The sequence below is a fragment of the Microvirga subterranea genome (assembly GCF_003350535.1).
GTDB lineage: Bacteria > Pseudomonadota > Alphaproteobacteria > Rhizobiales > Beijerinckiaceae > Microvirga > Microvirga subterranea.
Genome location: NZ_QQBB01000002.1, coordinates 570,719 through 582,545 on the forward strand (window position 1 = coordinate 570,719; position 11,827 = coordinate 582,545).

Consider the following 11,827-nt stretch of genomic DNA (forward strand, 5'->3'; position numbering starts at 1 on the left):
AAGGGACCTGCGTCAGGAATGGTGGAGCGTGCCCGGCTGTTCATGGCCGGGCACGCGGACTCTGGTTCATCAGGAGGCGAGCTTGACGCCTTTCAGTCGGATCATGCCATCCGGGTAAGGCTTGAAGCCCTCGAGCTTCTTCGTATGGGCGAAGGGCCATGGTTGATAGTAGAGATAGATGATCGGCAGCTCGTCCTTGAGGATCGTCTGGGCCGAATCATAGAGCTGCTTGCGCTTGGTCTCGTCATTGACGATGCGGGCTTCGTTCAGCAGGCGGTCGACCTCGGCGTTGCAGTACTTGCCGTCGTTCAGGCCGCCCTTGCAGGTGACGAACGGATGGATGTTGCCGTCGGGATCGACGCGACCGGACCATCCGATGGCGTTGACCTGGAAGTTGCCGGCCTGCGCCTCCTTCTGCATGGCGGCGAACTCGGTCGGCCGCAGCGAGATGTCGAAGCCGGCTTCGGCCGCCATCGCTTGGATGATCTCAGAGATCTGCTGGGTCGTGGTGCTGGTGCCGAAGGTGAGCTCGAACTTCACCCGGTCGACGCCAGCCTCCTTGAGCAGCTGCTTGGCCTTCTCGACGTTGCGCTTGTTGGCGGCGAACTTCTTGTCGTTGTACGGGCTGGCCTCCGGGAAGGGCTGGCCCGCCGGCGGGAAGATGCCCTGGCCGACCACCTCGTTGATCACGTCGCGGTCGATAGCGAGCTCGAGCGCCTGTCGCACCCGCTTGTCCTGGCCAAGCGGGCTCTTGGCCTTGTCGCCGTTGTTGGTGTTGATGGTCAGGCCCTGGTAGCCGATGCCCGAGACCGGCGCGAAGGTGAGCTTCGCGTCGCTCTTGACCGCCGGAACGTCGCTCGGCGCGAGCCTTTCCAGAAGATCGAGATTGCCTGAGCGCAGGTTGGCCAGGCGGACGGTGGTGTCCGGAATCGGCTGGAAGACGATGCGGTCGAAGTTGTAGTTCTTGGCGTCCCAATGCTCCTTGAAGCGCTCCAGAACGATGCGATCGTTCTGCACGCGCTCGACGAACTTGTAGGGACCGGAGCAGACCGGCTTTTGACCGAAATCCGCCGAAGCAAGCGCCTTGGGCGACATGATCATGCCCGCACGGTCGGAGAGCTGAGACAGGAGGGTCGCGTCAGGCCGAGAGAGGTTGATCTTCACCGTCATGTCGTCGACCACGTCGACGCTGTCGACGGAGGTCAGCTCGCTCTTGCGCAGGGAGTCCGGCAGCGTCTTGGCGCGCTCGATATTCGCTTTGACGGCCGCAGCGTCCATCTTCTCGCCGTCGTGGAAGGTCACGCCCGGTCGGAGCTTGAAGGTGAGCGCCTTGCCGTCGTCGCTCCAGCTCCACTCCGTCGCCAGTTCGGGCGTGAACTTCAGGTCGGGGGTGATGTCGACGAGCTTGTTGCACAGCGACGTGAACACGATGCGTCCGACGAACGTACGTGCGCGGTGCGGGTCGAGCACATCGGGATCTTCGTTCAGGCCGATGCGAAGGGTCTGGGCCGAAACGGCCGTGCTCATCAAGAGCCCGGCCGCAAGGGCCATCAGGGATAACTTTTTCATTGTCTCTCCTCCACTTGTCTCTGGATCAAGGGCTCGTCGCGACGGGCTTGTCCTGCCGTTCACGCCAAGTTCTGTAGATCGCCAAGCGCTTTGCCAGCGCCGGGCTGGGGGGCGGAGCGCTGATCGATCCTGCTCCCGCACCCTGGATTTCGCGCCAGAAATGGCACGCGACCCGCCGTCCGTCGGGCGCCTGCTCCAGCGCCGGATGCTGTTCCTGGCAGATCCCACGCGCATGAGGGCAGCGGGTATGGAAGCGGCATCCGGAGGGCGGTGCGGCGGGGCTCGGAACATCACCCTGCAGAAGGGCCTTCGGCTTCCGATGGGTGGGACTGGGGCTCGGGATCGCAGCCAGGAGCGCCTGTGTGTAGGGATGCAGGGGATTATCGAAGAGCGCGTCTGTCTCCGACAGCTCCACGATCTCGCCGAGATACATCACCGCGACCCGGTCGCTCATATGCCGAATGACGGCAAGGTCGTGCGCCACGATGACGAGCGTCAGGCCAAAGCGTTCCTTCAGATCCTCGAGCAGGTTGACGATCTGCGCCTGGATCGACACGTCGAGTGCCGACACGGGCTCGTCGCCAACGATCAGCTTCGGATCGCCGGCAAGTGCGCGAGCGATGCCGATGCGTTGCCGCTGGCCGCCCGAAAACTCATGAGGATAGCGGTCGGCATGGGTCGGGAGCAGGCCGACCGTGCGCATCAGGTCCGCGACGCGTTCACGCTTGTCTCTGCCGCTGGCGAGACCGTGCAGCCATATCGGCTCCGCGATGATGTCTCCCACATTCATTCGCGGGTTCAAGGACGCGTAGGGATCCTGGAAGATGATCTGCAGTTCACGCCGCAGGCGGCGAAGCTCGGTCTTGCTGAGCTTGAGGATCGACTTGCCTTCGTAGAGAACGTCGCCCGCAGTCGGCTCGATCAGCCTCAAAAGGAGCCGGCCCAGGGTCGACTTCCCGCAGCCGGATTCCCCGACAATGGCGAATGTCTCGCCGCGCTGGATCCCAACCGATACGCCATCGACCGCGCGAACAATGGTGGGCGTGGAGAAGAGGCCTCCACCGCCGAAGTGCTTCACGAGGCCTGCGCCCTCGAGGATGACATCATTTGTGGCGGGGGCGCTCATCAGGCTGCTCCACGGTGTTCTTCGAGAGGGGCATACCAGCAGCGCGCCTTGTGACCGGGCCGGATTTCGGCGAGCGGCGGCGGGTCGTTGGCGCAGCGGGAATCGGCGAACGGGCAACGCGTGGTGAACCGGCATCCCTTCGGCATCAGCTCCGCCGGCGGCACGGTTCCGCGAATGGTCGCAAGGCGCCCCTGACGGCGTCCGAGTGATGGAACGGAACCCATCAAGCCGATCGTATACGGGTGCTGCGGATCCTCAAAAATCGCCTCCACCGGGCCAGTCTCCACCACGCGACCGGCATACATGACGGCCACCTCGTCCGCGACCTCCGCGACGACACCGAGGTCGTGCGTGATCAGGATCATGGCCGTGCCGGTCTCCTCCTGAAGGCGGCGGATGAGCGTGAGGATCTGCGCCTGGATGGTCACGTCGAGAGCGGTGGTCGGTTCGTCGGCGATGAGAAGCTGCGGATCGTTGGCCAGCGCCATGGCGATCATGACACGCTGGCGCATGCCTCCTGACATCTCATGAGGGTAGGCTCGCAGGCGCTTCTCCGGCGCCGGAATACGCACCTTCTCGAGCATGTCCAGCGCACGTTCCATCGCGGCGGCCTTCGAGATCCCGCGATGGCGCACGATGCCTTCGGCAATCTGGTCGCCGATGGTGAAGGCTGGATTGAGGGATGTCATCGGCTCCTGGAAGATCATCGCCATCCGGTCACCCCGGATATCGGCCCGCTCGCGCTCGGACAGAGTCAGCAGATCTTGTCCGTCGAAGAGGGCCCGACCCGCCACGATGCGGGCCGGCGGCGTCGGCAGAAGTCCCATCAGAGCCAAGGACGTTACGCTTTTGCCGCAGCCGGACTCTCCGACCAAGCACAGCGTCTTGCCCCTTGCGACGGAGAACGACACGTCGTCGACGATGTTGACGTCCTTCGGAGCGCCGTCGAACCTGACCGAGAGCCCTTGAACGGTCAACAGAGCCTGCTCTTCCGAGGAGATGGCACGACCCGAGCCCTTCACCTCCCGAAGATGCGGAAGCGTTGCCTCATGTGCCATGTCGGAGCTCACTCTTGGTGTCGTTGATGGTTTCATGCGCGCGCCCGTCCTCGTCGGCGACAGGGCTGGTCATCACCCGGAGCAGGCTTTCTCGAACCGCCTCGAGGTGTTCTCTCATGGCGCGCTCCGCCGCATGGGCCTCGCGCTGCGAAATCGCCGCAATCACGCGCCGATGCTGCTCGACATAGGCCGATAGCCGGTCCTTGGAGCGCGCCCGCTCACGCAGAACCTGCCAGTTCGTATCCTGGCGAATCCGGTCGATCATGTCGAAGATGGCCAGGAGGAGGCTGTTTCCCGCAGCCTCGGCGATCGCCCTGTGAAGAGCGCTGTCCCAAAGCTCGTATCCATCGGCATCCGAACTCGACGCGGTCTTTTCCGCGAGGTGAAGCAGACGTTCGACATCCCCGTTGGAGGCGCGGAGACTAGCGAGACGGGCCAGGATCGGCTCGATTTCGAGACGCACATCCATGACTTCGAGCGGATTGGTGCGGTTCGACAATTCCTCTAGGCCCGTCTCCGTATGAACCGGGCGAGGCCCCAGGAATGTGCCCTTTCCCTGATGGCGCCAAATTCGGCCTTCCGCTTCGAGCACCTCGAGGGCGCGCCGCAATGCGCGACGGCCGATGCCGATCTGCGCGGCGAGATGGCGCTCCGGCGGCAGGCGCTGATCCGCGGCGAACCGCCCTTCGTCCAGAAGTATCCGCAACTGCCTCAGCGCGAAGTTCGAGCTGTCCGATAGAGCCGCAGCGTTCGTCATCCTACAAGCCGAAACGATCCAATCTTATCATTGGTGCGCTGGTTTGTGAAAATTTGTTACAAAAACCAACACTTCCGTGAAACCAAGCTAGCTCAGGCTCGAACCAATTTGCAAATGGTTTCATGTCGATTGTGGAGGCAGGGCTGCCAAAGCAGTGGGCAAACGGCACCTCACTGGGCAGATCCTCGGTCTCGGTGAGGAGTGGCGAACTCAGGCAAGCTGCCGCCGACTGCGGAATCGATTTGAGGGCGGCGGATCGCCGGGCTTCTCCATGCGGCATCGCCGGTTGTGCTTTGCGCACAACCGGCGATGCAAGTGCCGTTCCCGAGATATGTCGTGTTGAATTGTGTGCCGTCAGGCTGCGAAAGCCTTGCGATGTTGCTGCTTCCGAAGCTCCGCCAAGAGGTTCACATATGGTTCGCGGCGTTCCCGATGGCGCTCCTGCAGCTTCTCCTTGATGTACTTCTTCAGCTCGTCGTCAGTCGTGCTGCGCTTGAGCTTGTTCAAATCGTCTTCGTGCTGAAAATCGATGTTGGCAAGAGTCCGAAGGAGTTCCTGCATCATGGACTGAATATTGGGGCAGTATGTCCTGTGATCGCTTCGGTATTCCATGACGTTTTCGTCGCGAACTGGGTTGTTGTGCATATCCCCTCCGGGTGCGAATCGAAGTACGTAACATCACCTTTGTCCATGATCGCGCCGCGACCAGCATCTCGTACGAATACCACGGATGGTACCGTAATCCTTTCGGGTGAAGCCGAGAACGAACGGTGGGTGGCTTGATGATTGAAGATCTTCCCAACGGCTAAGACTATCATTCGGGATCTTATTCATTTGGGACAATGCAGCTCCGATCCAATCACCTTCCATCGGGTCTTTCAGTGCAGGGGCGCAGAGAAAGAGCGATACTCGATATCGTAAAAATTCCTATTTTATATTTGTTGTTTGCAACAAGTTCCATCCTATCGGGAGCAGTTATTAGAAAGTATGGATTATTAGCCCTGAATAGTTAGGTCATTGCCGCCATAGGTCTTCCATAATTACTCGCGTTGTCATGCGAGGCCTTAGGATGGTTGGTGCTGTTCCTGTTGCGCGTACGGGGGATCAGAACGTCGATGGTCTGCTCGTCGGAACGCGATGGAATGCTGAGTTCCTTAGCTACAGCTTCCCCACGAGCGGCTCACTTTATGGAAAATCCTATGGTTGGGGCGAAGCGGAGGATGGCTTCGAGGCTTTCAACCCAGGTCAGATGGCGGCGGTCAGGGCGGCGTTCCGCATGGTCGCGGCCGTCTCAAATTTGAACTTCAGCGAGGTGGCCGAGACGTCCGGCGATCACGCACTCCTTCGCTTCGCCATGTCCGATGCTCCCGGTTCCGCTTGGACCTATTCGCCCGATTCGAGCGAAGAGAGCGGAGACACCTGGTTCAGGAATGCGGGCGGTTGGTACGACACTCCGGTCCCGGGCAATTATGCCTTCTACACGGTACTTCATGAGATGGTTCACGGGATCGGTCTGAAGCACGGTCACGAGGCCGCTGGCTTCGGCGCAATGCTCCCGGACCGTGACTCAATGGAGTATTCGATCACCACTTATCGCTCATATGTCGGAGCCAGTGCCGCGCATGTCGAGAACGAAGCCGTCGGCTATGCGCAGACCCTGATGATGTATGACATTGCTGCCTTGCAGCATCTCTATGGCGCCAACTACGCGCAGCGCAGCGGCAACACGATCTATCGCTGGAGCCCGACGACCGGAGAGACATTCATCGATGGAGCAGGGCAGGGGGCGCCGGCGGGAAACCGGCTCTTCATGACCGTATGGGACGGCGGCGGTAACGACTGCTACGACTTTTCCAATTACGAGACCGGGGTGCAGGTCGACCTTCGACCGGGTGAGTGGTCGAAGACGTCGAGCGGGCAACTCGCCTATCTCGGCGGCGGGCAGTATGCACGCGGCAGCATTGCCAATGCGCTCCTCCATGAAGGGGATGCCCGCTCCTTGATCGAGAATGCCATCGGGGGGCGCGGTGCCGATCAGATCACCGGAAATGAGTCTGCGAACAGCTTGTCCGGCAGGGAGGGCGCGGATCGCCTGTTCGGCCTCGATGGGAGCGATATCTTGAGCGGGGGTGCCGGAAACGACCGGCTCGCAGGAGGTGCAGGGCGGGACAGGTTCGTCTTCGACATGCGTCCTTCCAAGACGAGCAACCGCGATCACATCTCGGATTTCGTTGTTGCTGACGATACGATCGTGCTGCAGAACGCCGTATTCACGAAGCTGGGCAAAGTGGGCAAACTCTCCTCCGGAGCCTTCTGGGCCGGAACGGCGGCTCATGATGCCAGCGACCGGATCATATATAGCAAGGGAGCGGGATCGCTCTTCTATGACTCCGATGGCTCAGGGCGCAGCGCCCCCGTGCTTTTCGCGACGATCGGAAAGAACCTGAAACTGACCCATGCCGACTTTCTCGTGATCTGAAGATCCTTCGCGGCTGATGGGGCGACAAAATTAAACGGGGACGGCGGTACATCCGCGCCATCCCCGTTTGGTAGGACCCGCCGTTATCGGCGGGTCCGGTCAGAATGGAAGTTTATCCTTAACGATAGGTTAAGCGTAGCCGTAAATTTACATTCCTTGGGAAGTCGCCGGCGGGTAGCCGGCTGGATCCGCCGGAGGCAATTAGAAATAAGAGGTGGCGGAAATCCTCGGGTTCTCTTCAGCTTGATCGAGCATGGCAATTGCCGCTCGGGCAAACTCCCTGAAGGGCTCCTTCAGGACTTCGGGCTCGCGCTCCCAACCTCTGGCACCTTCCTGCAGGTCGTAAAATGCTTTGGCGACGGCGTCGACCGAATCAAACTCTTCGCTCATACCAGTGCCCCAATCGATTCTTAGCGTTAACGTAATTAAACAACATAACCATACATCATGAGGCTTGCCTAGAGCTTGCCTCGCAATGAGCTGTCGGACGTAATTCTATTTCGGGGTAGGGTATTCGCCTGAGGCGGACGTGGGCGGCGGGAGCCCATCATGCTCAGGTATGACTAACGCTAGGGTATAAGGGGGATTCTAACGGGGCTCGCGTTCCAGATACAGATAGGTCGGATCGAAATCGGCCACCTGGATCAGTCGGTTCCAATCGAGGATCGTCACGACATCGCCCTGCCAGGTGATCAGCCTGTCCGTACGCAGTTCCTGGACCACGCGATTGACATGAACGGTCGAAATCCCAAGTGTGTCGCCCAGCTCGGCCTGGGTGAGCGGCAACTGGAAGCTGTAGCCGTCCGTTCTCTGCACGGCCTGGAGGCGCAGGAAAAGCTCGCAGATCAGGTGGGCGAAATGACCAAGAGCCGAGCGACGCCCCATCGCGACGAGCCATTCGCGGTGAGTTGCGCTGTCGATCAATGTGCTGAGCCACAGGAGACGGGTCAGGTGAGGGTGGCTTTCGGTGATCCTTCGAATGTTGTCGTGGGAGACAACCGCCACCTGACAAGGCGTGAGGGCGATGACGCCGTGATCCAGCTTCTTCAGAAGATGGCTATGCAGGTCGACGAAATCTCCAATCACGTGAAGTGCGGTGATCTGCCGGCGGCCATTCATCAGGATCTTATAGCGAGCCGCAAAGCCCTCAAGGAGCAGGTTGCTTTCCGTCAGTCGTGATCCCTGGCTTACAATGTCCTCGTCGGCGCGAAACTCTCTCATCCGCGAGATCATGCTCTCCAGGACGCGCTTCTCCTCGGAGGAGAGCACGTCATGGTGTTCGAGCTTCAAGACAAGCGGGTTGATCATTCAGGCGATTTCCTGGGCGCGTTCGGCCGATTGCCGGCAGTCGGGAAGAGCTGGGCAGTTGGCTTCTCGTCGCACTCGCCAGAGGCGGCAATTAAATTTGTTAATCCCACGGGGCGAGGGCCGTGTTGCCTCCCGGGCCACCAGCAGGGGAATGCGCCCGCCGGCGACCGAAATGACCAAGCTGTTGCTTGGCTGCTAACATAGGTGAATTTCCCCGGCGGCGAAAAATGAAACGCTGGAAATGTCAGGTGGGGCCAAGGTCTTGGGATCAGTGATCCTGTGCCCGGCCATTCCACCGCGGGAAGGCAGGGAATGTCCGAGTTATCCAGGCAGGAATGCAGACGGACTGTCCTCGTGACCGAGGATGACGCCATTGTCGGGTTCGACTTGACGGACATACTCGAGGCGGCCGGGTACCGGATAGCAGGTCCGGTGAACAGCTCGGCTAAGGCCCTGGATTGGTTGAGGGCGAATGTGCCGGACGCTGTGGTTCTGGATGTTGTGCTGAAGGACGGATCCTGTACCGAAATCGTCCGGGAGCTTCGCCGCCGGCAAATTCCGTTCCTCATCTATTCCGGCCGCCGGCAACATCAGGCCGATCTGGATTTGAGTGACGCGAAATGGCTGGAAAAGCCAGCAGCCCACCACGACATCCTGACGGCCTTGGCATGTCTGCTGGGAACATCCGGCTCCTGAATGGAACTGCGCCGGGGTGGAACAACCGGACGGCCCTTCCGTTGCGCCATTGCCTCGACGGAGGATTTCCATGCAGTTCGGGCTGCCAGTTGTTCTATTCATCGCGGCGGGGAGTGCGGCCCTTGCTCAGGCGCCACATACGGCACAGGCAATGCCTTGTCGTGAGATCGTCTCGATAATCGCTTCACAGGGTGCTGTCGTGCTTCGGACAGGTCCGAACACCTATGACAGGTTCGTAGGCGGGCCGGGAGGCTGCCCGCTGAATCAGTTCACCGAACCGGCTTGGATCAAATCGGCCGACCGAGCACAATGCTTTATCGGGTATCGCTGCCGAGATACGGACCTCGACAATGGGCAATGACGTAGCCCTAGAGGCCTTGCTCGCGCTGGATGGCGGCACGCGTGATCCGGTCCGTGCCGATGTCATCCGACTCGTTGATGCCGAGGATCTCTGAAAGGCGGGTCCGGGCACGGTTGATCCGGCTCTTGATCGTTCCGACGCGGGCATTGCAGATCTGTGCGGCTTCCTCATAGCTGAAGCCTTCTGCTGCCACGAGGAGCAGCGCTTCGCGCTGGTCGAAGGGCAACTGAGCCAGCGCGGTCTGAAGGTCTTGTATATCGAGCCTGCCCCCTTGCTCTGGCGGGCTGCTCAATCGGCTGGCCATAGCTCCGTCAGGATCTTCGACTTCGCGCTTTCCCTTGCGGTAGTTCGTGTGGAACTGATTGCGCAGGATCGTAAAGAGCCACGCCTGCATATTGGTGCCCGGCTCGAAGCGGTGGATGTTGCTCAGACCCCGGACGATCGCTTCCTGCACAAGGTCATCGGCTTGGTCGATATTGCCCGTCAGAGAGATGGCGAAGGCACGCAGGCTTGGGATGGACTTCAGAATGTCGTCGCGGAGTTCGGGCGAGAGCGTCATTGACCCTCGTCCTTCTTCGGCGTGTCCAGTCGTTGGAGCAATTTGAGGAGGTGGTCCGGGATAGGCTCGGCCTTGAGAGAGTCGTACATGGCGCGCAGCCCCTGACCAATCACCTCCTGAATATGAGTGGTGGAATGCGGCTCCTTGGGAACCTCGCCATTGCCCTGGCGGCCAAGCGGGCGCTCTAACTCATCTTCAGACATGAACGAATTGGGCACAGCTCACTCATTAAGCCCTAAACAAAGATCCACGCCCGAGGTCATAAACCGCGAGCCGGCGGAGGCACCGGGCTCAATCCTTCCGCGAGTGAAGGTAGAATGAGAGGTGGGAATTGCATTTACATAGGTTAAGGCGATCTCGAGTCCGCAGATTCCAGGCCCAAAGGAGGTGCAGCCTATCCGCTCAAGGTTGATCTTGATTTTCGCCGGGCAAGGGGTGTAGCCAGAATGCCTTACCTATATTGCGTTGGCGTGCGGTGACGTCCGATCCTCATATGTTCGGCATGACTCTAGCCGAGCGCAGTCTTGGGAGTGCTTTCGAGGACAAACTGTTGATCGGTCACCTTCCTGCCGGTGCACCGGCAGGATCGAGCCTAAGTTCATTGACGACATGATTTCAGCAAGGTCAGCCGAGAACGGAACCTCGTCACGGGGTGGCGAGAATCCCGGCCGTGATAGCCCCGATCAGAGCCCCCGTCAGAACGATGCCGTCATGGGTTCCAAGCTGCCAGCGGGAAGGCTCACCCGCCCCATGAAGCCATAGGGTGCTTCCGAGAGTCGCCAGAGACCATCCGGTGCCGAGGAGAACGGTCGCGACCGAAAAGCCTAGAACCCCTGACGACATCGTGAAGGCCAGGACGGCAATCCCCAGGAGAAGAGCAGCCGTGGCTGCGACGTGAGCCGGACGGATCACCGTCGGTGCGCAGGCCAGCACGAGGGAAGGGGCATACATCGCCATGATGTGCCAAGCGATTGTCTCAGGAACCGCCTCGCTGAGGCCGCAGCCCACCATGGCGATCGGCGTCGCGCCCATCAGTCCTGTCATCAGGAACCAGGCCAATGCGCTGATACCTGTCGGCAAAGCCAGCCATTGCCAACGGAGGGGAGCACTGTGCTCGCTCAAAAGCCGCTGCCGCAGCCGACGGTAAGGCAGGGCTGCCGTGCATGCCAGCGTGAGTAAATGGGTCAGAGACGCCACAACCGCGATTCCCACGAAAGCGTGGGTGGAGAGTGAATCTGCCTTTGTCGCCAATGTCGGTGCGATGATTGCCGCAATGGTCGCGGCTCCGAAGACCAGCAGGGCGGCACGTCCTCCACGCCCTCCCATCGGAACGGCCGCGTGCCGGTAGAACAGGCTGAATCCCCCGGCTGTGCCCAGCCAGAAAGCTCCGAGCACCAGGGCTCCGAAATGCATCTTTATCAAGGCCCAGACCAGGATCAGGCCCCCGGCCGCCCCGAGCGACGCTCCAAGCGAAAATGCCGCCCGCCGGCCGAACGAGTCGAGCAGGAGCGACGCCGGCAGGCTCGCCAGCACAGCACCCGCATAGAACGCCGTAAATGGCAGGGTGGAAAGGCTCCTGCTCGGCGCAAAGGCGAGCCCCGCCAGAGGCAGAATGCTCAACGTGAGCACCTGGGACAGAATCGACAGGGCAAACCCGATGGCGAGGAGCGCCACACCGCGGCGATCGGTGTCCGTCCTGTCGAGAACGCCGGGCTCGCAGACGCAGTCGAGCCGGCCTGCCCGGGATACGCTAGCCGAGGCGGTCACGACCGGAGATCGTCGTCGGAGAGGACGCGAACCGCGGCGCCCTGGATATCGTCGTATTGGCCGTTCCTCAGCGACCAGAGGAAGGCCGCAAGCCCGGTCAGCCCGAGGATCAGTGCAGCCGGCACAAGGTAGAGAAGCACGTTCATG

General features: G+C 60.8%; 13 protein-coding genes. 2 read left to right on the forward strand and 11 right to left on the reverse strand.

Annotated features, from left to right (window positions below; genetic code table 11):
• Positions 1-69 precede the first annotated feature (69 nt).
• The 5 genes from DES45_RS07525 to DES45_RS07545 form a co-directional block, all read right to left on the reverse strand.
• Positions 70-1,569: an ABC transporter substrate-binding protein gene (locus tag DES45_RS07525; RefSeq protein WP_114769339.1), complete on the reverse strand. Its 1,500-nt coding sequence runs from the start codon at positions 1,567-1,569 to the stop codon at positions 70-72.
• Positions 1,570-1,594: 25 nt separating this feature from the next.
• Positions 1,595-2,695 carry an ABC transporter ATP-binding protein gene (locus tag DES45_RS07530; RefSeq protein WP_114769340.1) on the reverse strand — a complete coding sequence of 367 codons (1,101 nt, stop codon included), beginning with the start codon at positions 2,693-2,695 and terminating at the stop codon, positions 1,595-1,597.
• On the reverse strand, positions 2,695-3,753 hold the full coding sequence (locus DES45_RS07535; RefSeq protein WP_210272206.1) for an ABC transporter ATP-binding protein: 1,059 nt from the start codon (positions 3,751-3,753) through the stop codon (positions 2,695-2,697). The genes DES45_RS07530 and DES45_RS07535 overlap by 1 nt, the downstream gene beginning before the upstream one ends.
• The gene (locus DES45_RS07540) at positions 3,743-4,510 is read right to left on the reverse strand and encodes a FadR/GntR family transcriptional regulator (RefSeq protein WP_114769341.1); all 768 of its coding nucleotides are present in this window, start codon (positions 4,508-4,510) and stop codon (positions 3,743-3,745) included. The genes DES45_RS07535 and DES45_RS07540 overlap by 11 nt, the downstream gene beginning before the upstream one ends.
• Before the next feature lie 354 nt (positions 4,511-4,864).
• Positions 4,865-5,155: a hypothetical protein gene (locus tag DES45_RS07545; protein ID WP_147282362.1), complete on the reverse strand. Its 291-nt coding sequence runs from the start codon at positions 5,153-5,155 to the stop codon at positions 4,865-4,867.
• Positions 5,156-5,579: 424 nt separating this feature from the next.
• Here DES45_RS07545 and DES45_RS07550 point away from each other — a divergent pair, with 424 nt between their 5' ends.
• Positions 5,580-6,989: a M10 family metallopeptidase gene (locus DES45_RS07550; protein WP_170151420.1), complete on the forward strand. Its 1,410-nt coding sequence runs from the start codon at positions 5,580-5,582 to the stop codon at positions 6,987-6,989.
• A 201-nt stretch (positions 6,990-7,190) separates the two neighbouring features.
• Here the strand turns inward: DES45_RS07550 and DES45_RS07555 are convergent, their stop codons facing one another.
• Positions 7,191-7,379 (reverse strand): hypothetical protein, encoded by a 189-nt coding sequence (locus tag DES45_RS07555; RefSeq protein ID WP_114769344.1) that lies wholly within the window; start codon positions 7,377-7,379, stop codon positions 7,191-7,193.
• A gap of 198 nt (positions 7,380-7,577) precedes the next feature.
• Positions 7,578-8,297: a Crp/Fnr family transcriptional regulator gene (locus DES45_RS07560; RefSeq protein WP_114769345.1), complete on the reverse strand. Its 720-nt coding sequence runs from the start codon at positions 8,295-8,297 to the stop codon at positions 7,578-7,580.
• Positions 8,298-8,651: 354 nt separating this feature from the next.
• On the opposite strand from DES45_RS07560, the gene DES45_RS07565 reads away from it, so the two are divergent.
• Entirely contained in the window at positions 8,652-8,993 is a 342-nt protein-coding gene (locus DES45_RS07565; protein ID WP_170151421.1) for a response regulator, read from the forward strand.
• 368 nt (positions 8,994-9,361) lie between these two features.
• Here DES45_RS07565 and DES45_RS07575 read toward each other — a convergent pair whose 3' ends face one another.
• The 4 genes from DES45_RS07575 to ccoS all read right to left on the reverse strand — a co-directional run bounded on the left by DES45_RS07575 (position 9,362) and on the right by ccoS (position 11,826).
• Positions 9,362-9,913 carry a sigma-70 family RNA polymerase sigma factor gene (locus tag DES45_RS07575; RefSeq protein ID WP_114769348.1) on the reverse strand — a complete coding sequence of 184 codons (552 nt, stop codon included), beginning with the start codon at positions 9,911-9,913 and terminating at the stop codon, positions 9,362-9,364.
• Entirely contained in the window at positions 9,910-10,131 is a 222-nt protein-coding gene (locus tag DES45_RS24740; protein ID WP_147282363.1) for a NepR family anti-sigma factor, read from the reverse strand. Before DES45_RS24740 ends, DES45_RS07575 begins: the two co-directional genes overlap by 4 nt.
• Before the next feature lie 427 nt (positions 10,132-10,558).
• Positions 10,559-11,680: a hypothetical protein gene (locus DES45_RS07585; RefSeq protein WP_114769350.1), complete on the reverse strand. Its 1,122-nt coding sequence runs from the start codon at positions 11,678-11,680 to the stop codon at positions 10,559-10,561.
• Positions 11,677-11,826, reverse strand: coding sequence for a cbb3-type cytochrome oxidase assembly protein CcoS (gene ccoS / locus DES45_RS07590; RefSeq protein ID WP_114769351.1), 150 nt, complete (start codon positions 11,824-11,826; stop codon positions 11,677-11,679). Before ccoS ends, DES45_RS07585 begins: the two co-directional genes overlap by 4 nt.
• Position 11,827 lies beyond the last annotated feature (1 nt).

Bases quoted from the DNA above. Each gene is read 5' to 3' on its own strand.
- DES45_RS07555 (WP_114769344.1), bottom strand. From the start codon at position 7,379: ATGAGCGAAGAGTTTGATTCGGTCGACGCCGTCGCCAAAGCATTTTAC.
- DES45_RS07545 (WP_147282362.1), bottom strand. From the start codon at position 5,155: ATGCACAACAACCCAGTTCGCGACGAAAACGTCATGGAATACCGAAGC.
- DES45_RS07530 (WP_114769340.1), bottom strand. From the start codon at position 2,695: ATGAGCGCCCCCGCCACAAATGATGTCATCCTCGAGGGCGCAGGCCTC.
- DES45_RS07550 (WP_170151420.1), top strand. From the start codon at position 5,580: ATGGTTGGTGCTGTTCCTGTTGCGCGTACGGGGGATCAGAACGTCGAT.
- DES45_RS07575 (WP_114769348.1), bottom strand. From the start codon at position 9,913: ATGACGCTCTCGCCCGAACTCCGCGACGACATTCTGAAGTCCATCCCA.
- DES45_RS07535 (WP_210272206.1), bottom strand. From the start codon at position 3,753: ATGGCACATGAGGCAACGCTTCCGCATCTTCGGGAGGTGAAGGGCTCG.
- DES45_RS07540 (WP_114769341.1), bottom strand. From the start codon at position 4,510: ATGACGAACGCTGCGGCTCTATCGGACAGCTCGAACTTCGCGCTGAGG.
- DES45_RS07560 (WP_114769345.1), bottom strand. From the start codon at position 8,297: ATGATCAACCCGCTTGTCTTGAAGCTCGAACACCATGACGTGCTCTCC.
- DES45_RS07525 (WP_114769339.1), bottom strand. From the start codon at position 1,569: ATGAAAAAGTTATCCCTGATGGCCCTTGCGGCCGGGCTCTTGATGAGC.
- ccoS (WP_114769351.1), bottom strand. From the start codon at position 11,826: ATGAACGTGCTTCTCTACCTTGTGCCGGCTGCACTGATCCTCGGGCTG.